The sequence below is a fragment of the Paramicrobacterium chengjingii genome (assembly GCF_011751765.2).
GTDB lineage: Bacteria > Actinomycetota > Actinomycetes > Actinomycetales > Microbacteriaceae > Paramicrobacterium > Paramicrobacterium chengjingii.
In genome coordinates, this window is sequence record NZ_CP061169.1 from 2,146,216 (window position 1) to 2,165,164 (window position 18,949).

The following is an 18,949-nucleotide window of genomic DNA, read 5'->3' on the forward strand; positions in this document are numbered from 1 at the left end:
GCTGGCCCACGGCTTGCGTACTCTCAGGTGTATGGCCGCCCCGGTGGCGGCGAAACCCGACGACAGAGGACACTCATGACAGACGCACAATCGGACTGGAAGTTCGAGACCATTCAGATCCACGCGGGCGCTGCCCCAGACCCTGTAACGAAAGCGCGTGCGACCCCGATCTACCAGACAACGAGCTACGTGTTCGACAACACGGAGCACGCGAAGAACCTCTTCGCCCTCGCCGAGTTCGGCAATATCTACACGCGCATTCAGAACCCGACTCAAGACGTCGTCGAGCAGCGCATGGCAGCCCTCGAAGGCGGAACGGGAGCACTGCTGCTCGCGTCCGGCCAGGCCGCATCGACGTTCTCGATTCTCAATATCGCCCAGGCCGGCGACCACATCGTCTCCTCGTCGTCGATCTACGGCGGAACGTATAACTTGTTCAAGTACACGCTCGCCAAGCTCGGCATCGAGGTGACGTTCGTCGAAGACCAGGACGACCTCGAGGAGTGGCGCCGTGCCATTCGCCCCAACACCAAGGCCCTGTTCGCCGAGACGATCGGAAACCCGCGCATCAATGTGCTGGACATCTCCGGTGTCGCCGATGTCGCTCACTCCAACGATGTTCCGCTGATTGTCGACAACACAATCGCGACTCCGTACCTCATTCGCCCTCTCGACCACGGCGCAGACATCGTTGTGCACTCGGCCACGAAGTTCCTTGGCGGTCACGGCACGGTCATCGGCGGCGTCATCGTCGACGGCGGAAAGTTCGAATGGTCGAAACACGTCGACAAGTTCCCCGGTCTGACCGAGCCCGACCCGTCGTACCACGGTGCGAGTTACACGACGGTCCTCGGCGATTCGATCGCCTACATCATCAAGGCGCGCGTGCAGCTGCTGCGCGACCTCGGCTCGGCAATTGCTCCGGCGAGCGCCTGGCAGCTCATTCAGGGAATCGAAACGCTGTCGCTGCGCATTGAGCGCCACGTGCAGAATGCTCAGGAGATCGCCGAGTGGCTTGAGGCGCACCCGGACATCGCGAGCGTGAGCTACTCTGGCCTGCCCTCGAGCCCGTGGTACGAGAAGGCAAACCACTATGCGCCCAAGGGTGTCGGTGCGGTGCTCTCGTTCGAGCTCAAGGGCGGTGCGGATGCCGGTCGCGCCTTCGTGAACAGCCTTCAACTGTTCTCGCACCTGGCCAACATCGGAGACGTGCGCTCGCTGGTCATCCACCCGGCGTCGACAACGCACTCACAGCTCTCGCCCGAGCAGCAGCTCACGGCCGGCGTCACTCCGGGCCTTGTTCGTCTGTCCGTTGGGCTCGAGAACCTTGATGACCTCAAGGCCGACCTCGAGCAGGCATTCACCACGGCTCGCGAGGTGACACAGGCTGCACGCTGAGTCGACCAAGAGAGGGGCGGATGCTGTCAGCATCCGCCCCTCTCTGTCCATACAGGTCGCAGAGGCCGCCACTGTAACAATGCCCGCGCGCTCAGGCAGGAACGACAGAATGAGGTCATGGACTCGCAGCGCCTCGATGACACCGTGCCCTGGAGCTTCATCACCGAAGCCGACAATCGCACGGTCATCGGCCGACCTCCTGCCACGGGAGCATGGCGAGATGGCGACCCCGCAGGCAGCCGACAGTTTGCCACGCTCGGTGCGTTGTCGTTCGAGGCAGGAGGATCCCTTCCTCTCGTGCGCATCGCGTATGAAACCTGGGGAACTCTCAATGAGAATCACGACAATGCGGTCCTCATTCTGCACGCGCTGACGGGCGACTCACACGTGCACGGGCCCGCTGGAGACGGCCACCCCACGGCCGGATGGTGGGAAGAAATCGTAGGGCCGCAGAAGGTCATCGACACCGATCGCTACTTCGTCGTCGCACCCAACATGCTGGGAGGCTGCCAGGGTTCGACAGGACCGTCCAGCTTCGCACCCGACGGCAGCGAATGGGGCGCTCGATTTCCCTACACCACCATCCGCGATCAGGTTGTTGCGCAGGCCCAACTCGCTGACACCCTCGGCGTCGCGGTCTGGGCAGCGGTCGTCGGAGGTTCCATGGGCGGCATGCACGCGCTCGAGTGGGGCACGATATATCCCGAACGCGTGGAACGCCTCGCGATTCTCGCGGCACCACCCGTGACAACGGCAGATCAGATCGCCCAGAATACCGTGCAGATCGAAGCCATTCGCACTGACCCACACTTTCACGGCGGCTCATACTACGACGCCTCATACGGCAACGGGCCATACAGAGGTCTCGCTCTGGCTCGCCGGCTCGCGATGATCAACTATCGAAGCCCCCACGAACTCAATACCCGCTTTGCCCGCTCATGGCAGTCAGAGATCAGTCCGCTCGGCAACGGCGGTCGTTTCGCCGTCGAGTCATATATCGATTTTCACGGCAACAAGTTCACCCGCCGCTTTGATGCAAACAGCTACACCGTGCTCGTCGAAGCGATGAACTCGCACGACGTCAGTCGTGGCCGCGGCAGCATTGACGAGGCATGCTCCCGTGTAACAATGCCGACGCTGGTTCTGGGAATCGACAGCGACAGGCTGTTTCCCGTCTCTGGGCAAGAAATCATCGCCGCAGCGGTGCCGGGGAACATTGATGGCGATAAACCGGTTGTGATGAGCTCTGATTTCGGCCACGACGCGTTTCTCATCGAAAACACGCTCGTCTCCCAGCAGTTGGCCCGTCTTCTCAGCATCTGACCAGCAAGCCCATAAACTGAAGGTTGCAGACGCGACGAAGTTCACAAGGGGTGAGGCGCATGGCCGTGTGGCGTGAGATTGCTCCCTCCGCTCCCGGGCATCAGCAGCGTGAGTCACTCGAGTACTTCGATACGCAGCACGCACAGCTGGTTTCGACGACTGCACTTTCCTTCTGCCTCGTCGGCACGGCAATGTCGTTCGTCGCCATGCTCATGCCTGGAGCGATCGCTAGCGGTTGGATCCCCACCGCGCTTATCGTACACATCATTCTCGGTGCGGCTGCGCTCTGGACGTGGAGGCGGCGAACTTTGCTCGGCCAGGCGTGCGTGGTGGGAGCGGGCCTCACGACGCTTGTCACTATTACCGCAGCTGTGCCCCCCGCAGGCATCAACTTCACGATGGGAGCGGCGATCTGTGTCATCGCCGGTTGGGGAATCGGCTCCCTCGCGATCTCGCTCACAGCCACACGCGGTGGCGTTCTCGCAATCGGCGCCGTCTTTGTCACCACCGAGGTGTCGTGCCTGCTGCTTTCACACTCCATCGGCATTCCGGCGGAAAATGTCTGGGGGCTTGTTGGCCTTGTCACAGTGCTCTGGCTGCTGTGCCTCGTGTTCGGCGTATGGCTCGTCAGCAGCCGGGGACGCGTTATCAGGCGCATTGTCAGCATTGGCCGCGCACACAACCTCGAACGACGGGCGAGTGAAACAGAGGCGGCGCGTCTGCGCGATGCCCGTCTCCTGCACGACACCGCACTGGCAACACTGTCGATCCTCGCGCACTCGGGCGTCGGGGTCGACGCCGAGACTCTGAGAAAGCAGGCGGCGAGCGATCGTGAGCTGCTTGCTCGGCTTCGTCGCGGCGAGAGTCCATCCCCACGAGCATCCGGTCAATACACCCTGACCAATACGGCAGAGCTCCAACTAGGCGAGACACTCGAATCTGTCAAAGGGCGTTTTAAAGGAACGGAGCTCGATGTCACGTGGCACGGTTCCGGCCAACTCGGTCTGGCGCACGCCAAACTCGACGCCTTCATCCATGCGCTCACCGAATGCATCGAAAATGTGCGCCGTCACGCGCACGTCACCGACGCACACGTCACTCTCAGCGACGACGGCACAATCGTACGCGGCGTCGTCACGGACGCCGGCGTCGGGTTCGATCCATCGGAGATTCCCGACAGCCACATGGGATTTCGGCAGTCCGTCGTCGCCCGAGTGGAGGAGATCGGCGGAACTGTCCGTGTCTTCTCTTCTCCTGGAGCCGGTACGACTGTCGTGTTGGAGGTGCCGAAGTGAGCCTTCCGGAACCGAGCGGCTCAGACCGCGCCCGCACAGCCGGGATACGTGCAACGTCCCAGGCGGCGCTCGGCACTGCACGGCTCGGAGTCGGGCCCGGATTCGCCGGTGCGGTAATCGTCGTGTATTCATTCGTCCGATTTGTCGCCAACGTCGCCGCTTACCCGCACCTGCCTGGAAACATCGGCGCATGGCTCCTGTTTATCGCGACGCTCATCGCTGTTACCTGGCATGTTCGACGCACGGGATATCACCTGAGTGGACGTGCATTCTGGATCGCGTCGATCCCTCTCGCCTGCGTCGCCGCGCTCGACATCACGGCTGTGTGGGGCCACATCGACTCAGGCACCTTTCCCTCGGCGGCCTGTGCCATCGGCGGCGTACTCATCGGCGCGCTGTCCCTGAGACCAATCAGAGAAATAGTGACGTGCACGGGAGTTCTCGCGCTCATTCTCATCACGGCCATCCTCTCGAGCGAACACGACAGGGCAGTCTCACTTGGCGCAGAGCTGGTGATGTTTGCCGTGTCCATCGTGCCCCCGCTCATTGGCAGCCTCACCATGAACGCCTACCGCTCCCTCAGCCGCAAGGCGCTCGACCGCGTAATGATTCAGAGCACGGTGACGGCTCCCGCATTCGGTCCGGAGCTGATGGCCTCTGAGCGTCTCGCTTCTGTCGACCATGAGGTGGAGGTGATCTTCGAGAAGGTGGCGTCGGGCGAGCTTGAGCTGCCACTTTCCCCCGAGGTCTCAGAACAGGCAGCGTCCCTGGCCACGGAACTGCGCAGTCATCTCGTATCCGGGCGCCAGAACACCTGGCTGCAGCACGCAGTGATCGAATCGGGAGTGTTGCGCGGAAGCCTCGACTTAGACGATGTGAATGCGACTGCCGCCCTTCTGCAGCCCGGCCAGCGCGAGGGGCTGCTCTCATCGCTCTGGCTTCTCGCTCTCTCGTCAGAGGGAACGACGCTCAGAACGCACGTACGCATTGGTGAGGTGTATTCGGTGCAGCGTGTGTCCGGGCCCGAGCAGCGCTGCCATATTGAGATCCTCGTCGACGACATCAAGCGCAATCGCGTCGAGCCCGCATCATGGGCTGCACTGCGCAGTGTCGGTGACCTCGTAGATACTCAAACCCCACAAGGAATGCGGTTCGCGCTCGAATGCGCGATCCGCGTCGGTCAATGACCGTCGACCAGTAGACTGCACACACAGAGAGGACATCGTGATGATTCCAGACAAGATCCGCGTGGCGATTGTTGACGACCACCGAATGATCCTCAGTGCATTCACACAGTGGATCACCGATAGCGCAGACGATGTAGACGTGATCACTGCAGTGCCCACGTGGCCCGAGCTGCTCACCCACCCGAGCTTTCCGGTTGATGTTGTCCTTCTCGACCTCGACTTGAAAGACAACATCCCCGTGTCGCTCAAGCTCTCGACCCTCAAAACAACGGGGTCGCAGACCGTCGTCATGAGCGCCTACTCTGACCCCGGTGTGGTGCGCGAAGCTCTCGCGGCGGGCGCTGTCGGCTATCTCGTGAAGAGCGAGCCTGCCTCAGCGATGGTCGAGGCAATTCGCGCTGCCCAGCGTGGCGAGTCGTACATTTCTGCCGAACTCGATGCTGCTCTCGGGAGGGCATCGTCTGCATCGCCTCGACTGAGCGCACAGGAGCGACGTGTGATGGCACTCTATGCCGCAGGCGATCCCGTGAAGTCGGTGGCGTATGAGCTAAGCATCTCTGAAGAGACCGCGAAGTCGTATCTCAAGCGCATTCGAGAGAAGTACCGCAGCAAAGGCATCGATGTCGGAACCAAGGTCGCTCTGCGTAAGCAAGCGATCGTCGACGGAATCATCGTCAACTAGCCGAAGCGGGCTCCTCGAGGGCGCTCTCAAGACGTGACACCTTCCCGTGCATCTCGTCTTCGTAGCCCGGGCGGATGTCTGCTTTGATGACGAGCGATATGCGAGAGCCGAACGGCTCCACCGCCTCGGTGGCACGCTTCACGACGTCGAACACCTCGTCCCACGAGCCTTCAAGCTCCGTGAACATGCTGCTGGTCTTGTTCGGCAGGCCGGAGTCCCGAACGATCTTCACGGCGGCGGCCACGGCATCGTGCACTGATGCATCCTTCCGACCGGTTCCGCTCGGTGCGATTGAAAAAGCGATAAGCATACTCATACCTCCTGGTCCCAGTGTTGCACTGTTCTCTCACACTGGGGCCGCCAGCGCTGCATCCGCCCGTCGGTGAGCGGCGCTGCCCGCCCGCCACAGCTTCACGACAGCCCAGCCCAACACGACAACGGTGCCGATGTTCCGCACGGTGAGCACCACGACCATGGGACCCCACGTGTTCAGCAGCAGGCTGTACAGGTAGGGGTACACCACCTGCGTCAGCGCGCACATGGCGAGCACGATCGCCGCGGGAACTGTGAAGTCGCTTCCTTTGATGACCAGTCCGATGATCACAGGAACGAAGAGCCACACCATGAACTGCGGCGACCCCACTTTGTTGAACACGATGAGTGATGCGACAAGCGCGAGAATGAGGGTCGGAAGAACGGATGCTCTGGCCGCACCCATGCGAATGGCCCGAATCCCGATGAGCACAACGGAAAGCACGGCAGCGACGAGCAATGGGGTTGCCAGTGCGATCGCCACGTCGACGTCAGTTCCGGTCACCTGAAAGGTGAGAATCGTGCTGTCGTAGTAGACAAAGAACCCGGGAACTCCCAGTGCTGCCTGCCAGAGGTAAACCATTGACAGCGGAGCCTCGATCTGCAGCCCTCGGCCTGTCTGCTCGGTGAGAAAGCTGAGAACGTTCCAGCCCGATCCGAGAGCGAGCGCTCCACCGACAACGGCAATCGTCACGGCGACACCGGCCAGCACGACACGCACGCGAGCCCGCAGCACAATGACCAGGCCTGCAATCAGCGCTGCGGGCCAGACTTTCATCCACGTGGCAACAGCAAGCGCAGCGCCGGCGACCGCCGGGTAACGCAGCGCAATCAGCGTGCCGACAATGGCGAGAGGAACCGTCACGGAGTCGACCCGAGCGAGAGCGATCGGACCGAGGCAGGCGAGCGCGACGATCCACCACCAGGCCGCCGCACGGCGCCGGCGACCACCCCGAAGAAGCACGGCGAATGCAGCCAGATCGAGCACGGTCACCATCACGAGCCAGGCGATCCCGAAGTTCTCGAAACCGGCGACCGACGCAGCGAGCATGGGCACAATCGCGAGCAGCGGGTACACCCACTCGGTGTCGATACCGACGACGAACTGCTCGTTCAGCGCTTGGCCGGCCCACGGCTTGTACACGAGCGTCACATCGCCGAGAGGGAGCCCCTGGGCGTTGAGACAGAGCCACGACAGCGCTATGTGAACAGCGAGAAACGACACCCAGAGGAACGCCCGATTTCTCACCCGTTCATCATATGAGTCGATCCGAGCACGTCACGCACAGCCGCGGGAACTGCGTCGGCAATGTCAAGCGCGGCGATGGGGCCGCCGCCCGACGCGAGACGCGCAGCTCTGTCATGCAGAAGCGCCGCCGAGGCCGCGGCCTGCGCGACAATCTGGCTGTCGCCGTCGATGCTTGTTGCGAGTAACGCTCCGAGGATTCCGGCGAGAACGTCGCCGGAGCCAGCGGTCGCCAACCAGGGCGTCGACCCGGAGACCGTGACACGACTGCCCTCCGGCGAGACCACACGGGTCGTGTTGCCCTTGAGCAGCACCGTCACGTGCAGTTCTTCGGCGGCCCTCAGCGCCCATGACTCGGGAGAGCTCATTACCGCATCCGGAGTCGCGTCGTGCCCGCGAGAGCTGAGCAACCGTGCGAGTTCACCGGCGTGCGGGGTCACGACGACGCGACCAGGAACGCGCGCCGCCGACACATCGGCGAGGGCCCCCGCGTCAAGGATTACAGGGAGCCCCGACTCCAGCGCCTCCGCGACAAGGGCAGCCGCGTCGGCCCGCGCGCCCTCATCGAAGCCTGAGCCGATCAGCCACGCCTGAACGCGTCCCTGCGCCGTCACGACCTCTGGACGACGATGCACCACGGCATCAGCGGCCTTCTCTGCGCCGAGGAACCGCACCATTCCCACACCCGTACGCACAGCAGCCTCCACGCCGAGGACTGCGGCCCCGGGAAAGGTTCTCGACCCCGTCAACACGCCGAGCACGCCGCGTGAGTACTTGTCATCGCTCGCAGTCGGCACACGAATGCGCGCTGCCGCATCGGCATCCGTCCATTCAACCCAACTCATACTCACCACGATAGGTTGAATACGTGTCGATGACTCAAGAAACTCCAGCCCTGTTCACGCCTCTCCGCGTCGGACGCACGACGATTCGCAATCGTGTCTGGCTTTCTCCGATGTGCCAGTATTCGTGCCTCGAACACGATGGAATGCCGAACAACTGGCATTTCTCGCATTTGACGAGCTTTGGCGCAGGCGGCTTCGGCCTCGTGATGACCGAGGCAACGGCAGTCGTTCCCGAGGGCCGCATCTCTGATCGCGACTCCGGCATCTGGTCGAGCGCACACGCAAACGCGTGGGCACAGATCGTCGATGCCCTTCACGAACGCGGAGCCACCGCGGGAATCCAGCTCGCGCATGCCGGGCGCAAAGCCTCGACATACTCCCCGTGGGGCGAAGCGTCTCAGGGCACGATTCCCGTGGCGGCAGGCGGGTGGCAGACCGTCGCGCCCTCCCCCATCGCATTCGGCCGCTTTGACGCACCACGGCAGCTCCAGATCGCCGAGATCGATGACATTGTCACGGCATTCGCTGACGCGGCGGCTCGCTCAGTCGACGCCGGGTTCGACGTCGTCGAGATCCATGCAGCGCACGGATACCTCCTTCACCAGTTCCTCTCCCCGGCATCCAACACCCGCGTAGACGAGTACGGCGGAAGCCTGGTGAATAGGGCACGATTGCTGATTCGCGTTGTGAAGGCCGTGCGCGCCGCGATCGGTGACGCTGCGCTGATGGTCCGGCTTTCGGGGACCGACTGGTCAGACGCCGAGGGAGAACGCTGGGATGCCGAGGCCTGCGCCGCTGTGGCAGCGCGCGCCGAAGCCGCGGGAGCCGACGGTTTCGACCTCTCGAGCGGAGGAATTCTCACGGATGCACGGATTCCTCTCGAGGCCGGCTACCAAGTGCAGTTCGCCACTCGCGTTCGAGAAGCCGTATCGGTTCCTGTGAGCGCAGTCGGACTCATCGATGATGCCACGTTCGCCGAGCAGATCGTCTCATCGCAGCGCGCCGACGCAGTCATGCTCGGTCGATCGGCACTGCGCAACCCGCAGCGCCAATGCCTGGGCGGACCAGCTCGGTTCACAGGCATCGTTCGTTCCGGGACAGTACGAGCGCGCCTACTAACGCTGGGTGGCATCTTCGACGGTGCCGACGAGCTCCTCGATGATGTCTTCGAGAAAGAGAACACCGGTCGCAGTGCCGTCTCGATCGAATGCCTGTGCCAAATGCGCGCCGGAGAGACGCATGCTCGTCAGCGCATCTTCGAGATCCGTGCCGTCATACAACGACACGAGTTGGCGAATCCGCTTGCTCGGGATCGGTTCATCGTCGTCTTCCTGCTCCGTCGACCCCCTCAGCACATCCTTGAGGTGAATGTATCCAGAGGGAAGCCCGTTCTCGTCGACGATCACGTAACGAGAGAACCCGCGCTTCGCGATTGCTCGCTGTATCTGAGACGGCGTCGCCTGAGGTGTCAACGTCACAAGGTTCTCAAGCGGAATAGCGACGTCACGCACTTTCTTGTTCGTGAACTCGAACGCGGCCCCGAGTGTGCCCGTCGCGTCCGTCAGCATCCCCTCGCGCTGTGACTGCGACACGATCGTCGCAACCTCCTCGAGCGTAAACGTCGAGTTCGCTTCGTTCTTTGGCTCGACACGGAACATCTTCAACACGAGGTTTGCTGACTCATTCAAGAACCAGATCACTGGCTTGAACACGCGGCCAATCCACACGAGCGGACGCGCTAGAAGAAGTACGGCCGTGTCTGGTTTCGAGAACGAGATGTTCTTTGGCACCATCTCGCCGAATACGACGTGCAGATACGAGACAATCAGCAGCGTGACGACGAACGAGATCGTGTCGACAACTTCCACACTCAACCCAGTGAGGCCGAGAGGTCCCGCTAGCAGGTGATGGATCGCAGGTTCAGACACGTTCAAAATGAGCAGGGAGCATACGGTGATGCCAAGCTGACTCGTTGCCAGCATCAGCGTCGCATGTTCCATGGCCCACAGCGCCACCTTCGCGCTTCGTTTGCCTTTTTCCGCGAGCGGCTCGATCTGCGAGCGACGCGACGAAATGACGGCGAACTCCGCGCCGACGAAGAAGGCGTTGCCGAGCAGCAGCACGACAAGCCAGACAATTCCCAGCCAGTCACTCATCGAGCTGCTCCTCCTCTCGTGTGAATCGCACTCTGTCGATGCGGCGCCCGTCCATCCTGGTCACCCGAAGCGTGCCTTCGTTGATTGATACCTCGTCGCCGACATCGGGCAGTCGCCCGAGTTCACTCACGATGTACCCGGCAACGGTCTCGTATGGGCCGTCTTCCGAAATCTGCACCCCGGTGCGGTCGCGCAGCTCGTCGGGTCGGAGGCTTCCGGAGAACACGACACCGGATGCTGTACGCACAACCCCTGCACGCGTGCGATCGTGCTCGTCTGTCACCTCGCCGACGATCTCCTCGACGAGATCTTCCAGCGTTGCTACACCCGCGGTTCCGCCGTACTCGTCGACAACGACGGCCATCTGGTAACCGTGCCGTCTCAGGCGCGGGATCAGCGAGTCCAGCCGCATCGTCTCGGGAACACGGACGATTTCTGATTGCAGCGCCGAAACAGGAACATCACTGCGCCGGCTCTTCGGCACTGCCACGGCCTGCTTCACATGAACGAGCCCGACGATGTCGTCGATATCCTCATCGGTCACGGGGAACCGCGAATAGCCCGTCGCACGCGTCAAATCGATAACCGTCTGGGCGGAGTCCGAACGGCTCACGGCGTCAACTTGCGGACGAGGAGTCATGACGTCGGATGCTGTCCGGCCCGAAAATTGCAGCGTGCGATCCAGAAGTGTCGCAGTGTCGCGCTCGAGTGTGCCGGCACCGGCGCTCCGGCGCACGAGGCTTGAGAGCTCCTCGGCCGAGCGTGCGCCGGAAAGCTCTTCCTTCGGATCGATTCCCATCGCGTGAAGTATGGAGTTTGCGCTGCCGTTCAGCAGCATCACCGCCGGTTTGAAGACTGCCGTAAAGACAACCTGAAACGGAACAGCGACCTTCGCTGTTGCTCGAGGAACGGCGAGCGCGAAGTTCTTCGGCACCAGTTCACCGATGATCATCGACACAAGCGTTGCAATGCCGACGGCCACGACGGTAGCGATGGGGCGAATGACGCCCTCCGGCGCACCCCAGGCGAGGGCTGGGCCGAGCAGCAGCGAGGTGAAAGCAGGCTCAAGCGTGTACCCGGTGAGCAGTGTGGTCAGCGTAATGCCCAGCTGCGCGCTCGAGAGGTGTGTCGACGTGACTTTCAGTGCAGCGATCGTCATACCGAGACGGGTCTCGCCTCGGTCGCGTCGGGCCTCGAGATCAGCGCGATCCAGGTTCACAAGCGCAAATTCGCTTGCGACGAAAAGACCAGTTCCGGCAGTCAGCACGAGGCCGATGGCAAGCAGGACGAGGTCAGGCACGGGGAGCCTCCTTTAGGAGGCTGGGTCTATGAGAGTCCGATGCGGGTGCAGGTGGAGGGTCGTCCATGATGCGCCAAGTATACGGCTCGATGCTCGTGCTTTTGCTGTCAACTCATAGCCCGCGAGTTCACCATGACACCGGCAGAGCCTTCCCCTCTTCATAGCCGGCCGCCGACTGCACGCCGACAATGGCGCGGTCATGGAACTCGGCCACACTGCGTGCCCCCGCATACGTGAACGACGAGCGCACGCCCGACGTGATCATGTCGAGAAGGTCTTCGATCGACGGTCGCTCTGGGTCGAGATAGATCTTTGACGATGAGATCCCCTCGGCAAACAACATCTTGCGGGCGAACTCGTACGCGTCAAGCCTGCCGAAGCGCTCGTGAACGGCCTTTGTCGAAGCCATTCCCCAGCTCTCCTTGTACAGGCGCCCATCGGCGTCTGAGCGCAAGTTGCCTGGGCCTTCGATGGTTCCCGCGAACCATGACCCCACCATGACGCTCGCCGCGCCAGCGGAAAGTGCAAGGGCGACGTCGCGTGGGTACCGGATGCCACCATCGGCCCACACATGGGCTCCCTGCTCTGACGCTTCTGCTGCCGTCTCGAGCACGGCAGAGAACTGCGGACGCCCCACTGCGGTCATCATGCGGGTCGTGCACATCGCACCGGGGCCGACGCCCACCTTGATGATCGAGGCGCCCGCATCGACGAGATCCGCTACCCCGACGGCGGTGACGATGTTGCCGGCCACAATCGGAATTCCGAGCCGCAGTTCAGACACGCTTCGCAACGCGGAGATCATGCCTTCCTGGTGACCGTGAGCAGTGTCAACGACGAGTACATCAACGCCTGCCGCAGCCAGAGCACGCGCCTTCGATTGAACGTCGCTGTTGATTCCGATGGCGGCAGCGACGGCGAGTCGGCCGTCTGCGTCGATCGCCGGTGCGTAGAGGGTGGAGCGAAGAGCGCTTTTTTGGCTCATCGCACCCACAAGTTTTCCACGACGCAGAACCGCGGAGAAACTCAGCTCTGCCTCCGCCATGAGATCGAACGCTTGTCTGCCCGTCTCAATGTCGTCGGCGTCAAGCGCGGCCTGTGACCCTCGAAGCAGATCGCCGAGACGTGCATCGGGAAGCGCTGTCGCCAGCCGCTTCGTGGGGATGCTGCCGACATAGTCGTCGTCGTTCATAATCACGATTCCGTGCCCGTCGACGGCTGGAATCTCCGCCAGAACGTCGGCGACCGTGGAGTCGGGGCTGAAGACCGTCGGTGTGTCCCACAGAACAGGCTGGTCTTTCACCCAGCGAATGGCGGCGTCGAGTTCTTGCAGCGGCATGTCCTGCGGCAACACGCCCAGCCCGCCACGGCGCGCGAGCGAGACCGCAAGTCGCGGGCCCGTCACCGAGTTCATATTCGACGAGACAAGCGGAATGGTCGCCGGCGTGCCGTCATCTGGCGCGAGGGATACGTCGAGTCGGCTCGCAACGTCTGAGCGCGAAGGAACGAGGAACACGTCAGAGTACGTCAAGTCGTGTGCCGGGACTTCACCGATGAATCGCATATCTCAAAGCTACTTGTCCTTCGCCCGCAATGCACGCTTGAGGACGTAGGCTTGAGCCAGGACAAGTTGAGGTGTCGTGCGTCCCTAGCGCGGTGCCGCGGGTGGCGATTTTTGACAGAGAAGGTGGGCGATCAACGGTGTCAGGCCAGTTGACCGGAGTCGGGGCCGATGGCGGCGCCGCAGCAGATTTTGGGGCAAACGAATGGCTCGTCGACGAGATGTACGCGAAGTACCTCGCAGACAAGGACTCGGTTGATAAGTCCTGGTGGCCGATTCTAGAGAACTACCGGCCAGTGAGCGGCGAGGCGCCAACGCCCGCTGAGCACAGCAGCCCGGCTTCGGCCCCGGCATCCGGTGGCCGCCCCGTCGCGCGGACCACCAGCATCCAGCCGAAATCGCAGCCGATTCCCGCTGATGCTCCGCAGAGCTCCCCCGACAAGAAGAGCTCGGATGCCGGTCCTGACGATCAGAGTCCGCAAGACGCCGTCACTCCATTGCGAGGAATGACGAAGGCGCTCGCGGCGAATATGGACCTCAGCCTCACTGTCCCGACGGCAACGAGCGTTCGAACGATTCCCGCGAAGCTGATGATCGACAACCGCATCGTCATCAACAATCACCTCAAGCGAGCGCGAGGCGGAAAGGTGAGCTTCACCCACCTCATCGGGTGGGCCCTCATCCAGGCGCTCAAAGACTTTCCCAGCCAGAACGTCTACTACGACATCGTCAATGACAAGCCCAGTGTCGTCGCCCCGGCGCACATTGGCCTCGGAATAGCCATCGACCTCCCCAAGCCGGATGGGTCACGCGCCTTGATGGTTCCCGCGATCAAGAACGCGGAATCCCTGACATTCGGCGAGTATCTGGCCGCGTACGAAGATCTTGTGACGCGAGCTCGCGCCAGCAAGCTCACCGCGGCGGACTTTGCCGGCGCGAGCATCTCTCTGACCAACCCGGGTGGAATCGGAACCGTGCATTCGGTGCCGCGCCTGATGAAGGGTCAGGGCTGCATCATCGGGGCCGGCGCCCTCGAATACCCCGCCGAGTTCCAAGGTGCCTCAGAGAAAACGATCGTCGAGCTGGGCATCGGCAAGACAATCACACTGACTTCGACCTACGACCACCGCGTCATTCAGGGTGCTGGCTCAGGCGAGTTCCTCAAGAAGGTGCACGAGCTCCTGATCGGGCAGCGCAACTTTTACGAGGACATCTTTGCGGCGTTGCGCATTCCATACGACCCGATCCACTGGGCACCCGACATCTCCGTCGACCTCAGCGATACCGTCAATAAGACGGCTCGCGTGCAGGAGCTCATCAATTCGTTCCGTGTCCGCGGCCATCTGATGGCAGACATCGACCCGCTCGAATACGTCCAGCGCGCTCATCCCGACCTTGACATCGCGTCGCACGGACTGACGTTCTGGGATCTCGATCGCGAATTCGTCACGGGCAACTTCACTGACAAGCGTCAGATGAAGCTCCGCGACATCCTCGGTGTTCTTCGTGACTCCTACTGCCGCACAATCGGACTCGAGTACATGCACATTCAGGATCCGGCTCAGCGAGCCTGGATTCAAGGCAAGGTGGAGCGGCCCTACGCCAAGCCGACGCACGACGAGCAGATGCGCATCCTCGGCAAGCTCAACGAGGCAGAGGCCTTCGAGACGTTCCTTCAGACGAAGTACGTGGGCCAGAAGCGGTTCAGCCTCGAAGGCGGCGAGTCGACCATCGCCCTGCTCGACGGCATACTTCAGGAGGCGACAGAGCTCGGGCTCGACGGTGCAGCCATCGGCATGGCACACCGCGGTCGACTCAACGTGCTCACGAACATCGCGGGCAAGACGTATGGCCAGATCTTCCAGGAGTTCGAGGGCCACCAAGACTCGAAGAACACCGGTTCCGGAGACGTGAAGTACCACCTCGGAACAGAGGGGACCTTCCGCGCCCTCGACGGCACAGAGCTTCCCGTCTATCTCGCGGCGAACCCATCGCACCTTGAAGCTGTGGACGGAGTGCTCGAAGGCATCGTCCGTGCCAAGCAGGACCGCCAGCCGATCGGAACATTCCGCACGCTGCCGATTCTTATTCACGGTGATGCTGCGATGGCGGGACAGGGAGTCATTCTCGAGACCATGCAGTTCTCGCAGCTGCGCGGCTACCGCACGGGCGGCACCATCCATGTCGTCGTCAATAACCAAGTGGGCTTCACGACGACACCGGGCGAGGGACGCACATCGATTTACTCGACGGACGTCGCCAAGACGATTCAGGCTCCCGTCTGGCATGTGAACGGAGACGACCCCGAGTCGGTGACCCGCGTCGCGCAGCTCGCCTTCCAGTTCCAGCAGGAATTCCACAAGGATGTCGTCATTGACGTCATCTGCTACCGTCGCCGGGGCCACAACGAGGGCGACGACCCGTCGATGACGCAGCCACTCATGTACAACCTCATCGAGGCGAAGCGCTCGGTGCGAAAGCTGTACACGGAGGCGCTCGTCGGTCGCGGTGACATCACGCAAGAAGAGTACGAGTCGGCACACAACGACTTCCAAGACCGCCTCGAGCGGGCCTTCATGGAAACGCACGCGGCTCAGACGAGTTCAACTCCCGTGATCCTGCCCGACACTGACGAAGACGGCTACACAGGCGAGCCTGAAACGACAGGCGTCGATCTCGAGGTCATTCACGAAATCGGTGACGCGTTCACGAACAAGCCAGCCGGTTTCACTGTGCACAAGAAGCTCCAGCAGCTGTTGGATAAGCGCGTTGACATGAGCCGTAACGGCACCATCGACTGGTCGTTCGGCGAACTTCTCGCCTTTGGCTCGCTGGTACGCGAGGGAACACCCGTTCGCATGAGTGGCCAGGACTCTCGTCGAGGCACCTTCGTTCAGCGGCACGCTGTGCTTCACGACCGGGAAAACGGTCAGGAGTGGCTTCCTCTCACCAATGTGTCTGAGAACCAGGCACGCTTCTGGATCTACGATTCGCTGCTCTCCGAGTACGCAGTCATGGGGTTCGAATATGGCTACTCCGTCGAGCGCGCCGACGCCCTTGTGCTGTGGGAAGCGCAGTTCGGAGACTTCGCGAACGGTGGGCAGACGATCATCGACGAGTTCGTCTCCTCGGCCGAGCAGAAGTGGGGCCAGCGTTCCAGCGTCGTGTTGCTGCTCCCTCACGGCTACGAGGGCGCGGGACCGGATCACTCGTCGGCTCGCATTGAGAGGTTCCTTCAGCTCAGCGCTGAGAACAACATGACGATCGCGCGTCCCTCGACGCCGGCGTCGTACTTCCACCTTCTCCGCAGGCAGGCATATGCGCGCCCGCGTCGGCCTCTTGTCGTGTTCACGCCAAAGGCGATGTTGCGTTTGAAGGGCGCGACGAGCGAACTTGAGGACTTCACGACGGGAAAGTTCCAGCCGATCATTGATGACGATCGGATCACGGATCCGTCAGAGGTGAAGCGCGTAATCCTGCACGCAGGAAAGATCCATTGGGATCTCCGCAGCGAGCTCACGAAGAACCCCGATTCACGCATCGCCCTTGTGCGCGTGGAGCAGTACTTCCCCGTTCCCGGAACCGAGCTGCGGTCTGTGCTCTCGCGTTACCCTAACGCCGAGATCGTATGGGTGCAGGAAGAGCCGGAGAACCAGGGGGCGTGGCCGTTCATCTCACTCGAGCTGACCAAACACCTAGCGAACGACAAGGTGACAGGCATCACGAGAACGGCAGCTGCCTCTCCCGCGACCGGTTCAGCCAAGCGTCACGCAGCAGAACACACCAAGCTCATCGAGCGTGCATTGTCTCTCTGAGACACCTGTGAATGAAGCGGTCGGCCCGGATGGGGCCGGCCGCTTCGTCATCGAGGTTCCGGCTTACCCATAAAATGGTTACATGGAATCTGAGCTCGCCCTCTTAAGTGCGGTGGGCGTGCTTGTCATCGTCGTCGTGTCGTTCTTCGCTCCGAAGCTCGGTGTCGCCGCTCCGATCGTGCTTGTGCTGCTCGGCGTCGGCGCAAGCTATATCCCCGGTGCTCCCGAGTTCGAACTGCCGCACGAGCTCATTCTCACCGTTGCCCTTCCACCGATCCTCTATTCGGCGGCCGTCAACGTTCCCATCGTCGATTTCCGCCGTAACTTCAAGGCAATCAGCGGTCTGTCGGTATTGCTCGTCATCGTGTCGGCATTCGTGACGGGATTCATCTTCTTTCTTCTCCTCCCCGATCTCTCACTCCCTGCAGCGATCGCCCTCGGGGCCGTGGTCAGCCCGCCGGATGCTGTCGCCGCGACGTCAATCGGAAAGCGCCTGGGCCTACCGCCCCGCCTCGTCACCGTGATGGAAGGCGAAGGCCTCGTCAACGACGCGACGGCCCTCGTCATGCTGCGCTCAGCGATCGCCGCAGTTGGCGGGACTGTCACGTTCTTCGGCGTTGTCGGGGACTTCCTCTTCGCCCTCTTCGTCGCCATCGCGATCGGCGTGATCATCGGCCTCGTTTCGGTGTGGGTGCGCTCAAAACTCAACGATTCGGTGCTGACGACGGCGATCTCGTTCGCTGTCCCCTTCATCGCATTCGTGCCGTCGGAAGAGATGGGCGCTTCCGGCGTCGTCGCCGTGGTCACGGCTGGCCTAATCACCGGCCACCAGAGCGCACGGCACTTTTCTGCCCAAGATCGAATCAGCGAGCGCATCAATTGGCGCACCGCTCAGCTGATTCTCGAAAACGGGGTGTTCCTCATCATGGGGTACGAGGTGCACGTCATCATCGCCCGAGTGGAAGAGGGCGGCTTCAGCGTCATGAATAGCATCCTCTATGGCCTGCTTGCCACAGGCATCCTCTTGGTCGTCCGTGTACTCTTCGTTGTGCCACTCATCGGCTCTATCCGCACCGAGCAGAAACGAGCTCGAGTGCAGGGGCCACGGCTTAATCAGGCGATGGAACGTCTGGCGGCAGCACGGCCCGCAGATGTCGCCCCGTCGAAACGGTGGGACAGGGCGACGCGAATGCTGCAGCGGAGGCAAGCAGACGCGGACTTTCTCACGTCAGAGGGACTCGGGTGGCGCGGTGCGGCCGTACTCGGCTGGGCGGGAATGCGCGGCGTCATCACGCTCGCGGCCGCGCAGTCATTGCCGGACAAGACGCCGTATCAACCTCAGCTGGTGCTCATCGCGTTCACCGTCGCCATTGTCACCCTTGTGCTGCAGGGAGGCACCCTGCCACTGCTCATCAGGCTTCTCGGCATCAAGGGATCCGATGCTGTTGCCGATCGCTCAGAGCTTGCCGGATTGGTCGATGAGATCAGCACGATCGGAGGTGCTCTGCTCGATAACCCAGAGCTGCGTCAATCCAATGGACGTCACTACGAAGAGTCGATCATTGCACAAGTGCGCGTCGACACCACCAGAATTTCGGAGGCCATGTCGGAGTCACTCAACAGCGACGAGCCAGGCCCACACGAGCAGCGACGAGCTCTGAGGCGCATGGTGCTGCAAGCCGAACGAGCGGCGTTGCTCGACGCGCGTTCTCGCGGCGTCTACAGCTCACGCGTGCTTGAGCGCGCTCAGGCCATCCTCGACGCCGAAGAGACCCGTCTCGGGCACATGGACGGCGATTCAGGAGCCCACTGACGAATCGTGCCGAGGG

13 protein-coding genes and 1 pseudogene are annotated in these 18,949 nt (G+C 62.2%); 8 read left to right on the forward strand and 6 right to left on the reverse strand.

The window, feature by feature from the left end; translation table 11 throughout:
* Positions 1–75 precede the first annotated feature (75 nt).
* The 5 genes from HCR76_RS10485 to HCR76_RS10505 all read left to right on the forward strand — a co-directional run bounded on the left by HCR76_RS10485 (position 76) and on the right by HCR76_RS10505 (position 5,885).
* On the forward strand, positions 76–1,398 hold the full coding sequence (locus HCR76_RS10485) for a bifunctional o-acetylhomoserine/o-acetylserine sulfhydrylase (RefSeq protein ID WP_166992362.1): 1,323 nt from the start codon (positions 76–78) through the stop codon (positions 1,396–1,398).
* A gap of 117 nt (positions 1,399–1,515) precedes the next feature.
* A complete protein-coding gene (gene metX / locus HCR76_RS10490; protein ID WP_166992359.1) occupies positions 1,516–2,721 on the forward strand; it encodes a homoserine O-acetyltransferase MetX in 1,206 nt (401 codons plus the stop codon).
* A gap of 59 nt (positions 2,722–2,780) precedes the next feature.
* A complete protein-coding gene (locus tag HCR76_RS10495) occupies positions 2,781–4,016 on the forward strand; it encodes an ATP-binding protein (RefSeq protein ID WP_166992356.1) in 1,236 nt (411 codons plus the stop codon).
* Entirely contained in the window at positions 4,013–5,203 is a 1,191-nt protein-coding gene (locus HCR76_RS10500) for a hypothetical protein (RefSeq protein ID WP_166992353.1), read from the forward strand. Before HCR76_RS10495 ends, HCR76_RS10500 begins: the two co-directional genes overlap by 4 nt.
* 40 nt (positions 5,204–5,243) lie before the next feature.
* Complete coding sequence (locus tag HCR76_RS10505) at positions 5,244–5,885, forward strand: response regulator transcription factor (RefSeq protein ID WP_198248204.1); 642 nt, start codon at positions 5,244–5,246, stop codon at positions 5,883–5,885.
* Here the strand turns inward: HCR76_RS10505 and HCR76_RS10510 are convergent.
* From HCR76_RS10510 to HCR76_RS10520, 3 genes are read right to left on the reverse strand one after another with little or no spacing between them, the layout of a single operon-like run.
* Positions 5,878–6,195, reverse strand: coding sequence for a thiamine-binding protein (locus HCR76_RS10510; RefSeq protein WP_166992648.1), 318 nt, complete (start codon positions 6,193–6,195; stop codon positions 5,878–5,880). The genes HCR76_RS10505 and HCR76_RS10510 overlap by 8 nt on opposite strands.
* 36 nt (positions 6,196–6,231) lie before the next feature.
* Entirely contained in the window at positions 6,232–7,446 is a 1,215-nt protein-coding gene (locus HCR76_RS10515) for a glycosyltransferase 87 family protein (protein ID WP_166992347.1), read from the reverse strand.
* A complete protein-coding gene (locus tag HCR76_RS10520; RefSeq protein ID WP_166992344.1) occupies positions 7,443–8,288 on the reverse strand; it encodes an ADP-dependent NAD(P)H-hydrate dehydratase in 846 nt (281 codons plus the stop codon). Before HCR76_RS10520 ends, HCR76_RS10515 begins: the two co-directional genes overlap by 4 nt.
* A gap of 110 nt (positions 8,289–8,398) precedes the next feature.
* Here HCR76_RS10520 and HCR76_RS10525 point away from each other — a divergent pair.
* A pseudogene (locus HCR76_RS10525) lies at positions 8,399–9,274 on the forward strand (oxidoreductase); the annotation flags it as partial.
* Between the two features lie 129 nt (positions 9,275–9,403).
* On the opposite strand, the gene HCR76_RS10530 reads toward HCR76_RS10525, so the two are convergent.
* The 3 genes from HCR76_RS10530 to guaB1 form a co-directional block, all read right to left on the reverse strand.
* Positions 9,404–10,444: a hemolysin family protein gene (locus HCR76_RS10530; RefSeq protein WP_166992341.1), complete on the reverse strand. Its 1,041-nt coding sequence runs from the start codon at positions 10,442–10,444 to the stop codon at positions 9,404–9,406.
* Positions 10,437–11,744 (reverse strand): hemolysin family protein, encoded by a 1,308-nt coding sequence (locus tag HCR76_RS10535; RefSeq protein ID WP_166992338.1) that lies wholly within the window; start codon positions 11,742–11,744, stop codon positions 10,437–10,439. The genes HCR76_RS10530 and HCR76_RS10535 overlap by 8 nt, the downstream gene beginning before the upstream one ends.
* A 127-nt stretch (positions 11,745–11,871) precedes the next feature.
* A complete protein-coding gene (gene guaB1, locus HCR76_RS10540) occupies positions 11,872–13,308 on the reverse strand; it encodes a GMP reductase (protein ID WP_166992335.1) in 1,437 nt (478 codons plus the stop codon).
* Positions 13,309–13,445: 137 nt separating this feature from the next.
* On the opposite strand from guaB1, the gene HCR76_RS10545 reads away from it, so the two are divergent.
* Positions 13,446–17,120 (forward strand): multifunctional oxoglutarate decarboxylase/oxoglutarate dehydrogenase thiamine pyrophosphate-binding subunit/dihydrolipoyllysine-residue succinyltransferase subunit, encoded by a 3,675-nt coding sequence (locus tag HCR76_RS10545; RefSeq protein WP_166992332.1) that lies wholly within the window; start codon positions 13,446–13,448, stop codon positions 17,118–17,120.
* Positions 17,121–17,202: 82 nt separating this feature from the next.
* The gene (locus HCR76_RS10550; protein WP_166992329.1) at positions 17,203–18,933 is read left to right on the forward strand and encodes a cation:proton antiporter; all 1,731 of its coding nucleotides are present in this window, start codon (positions 17,203–17,205) and stop codon (positions 18,931–18,933) included.
* Positions 18,934–18,949 lie beyond the last annotated feature (16 nt).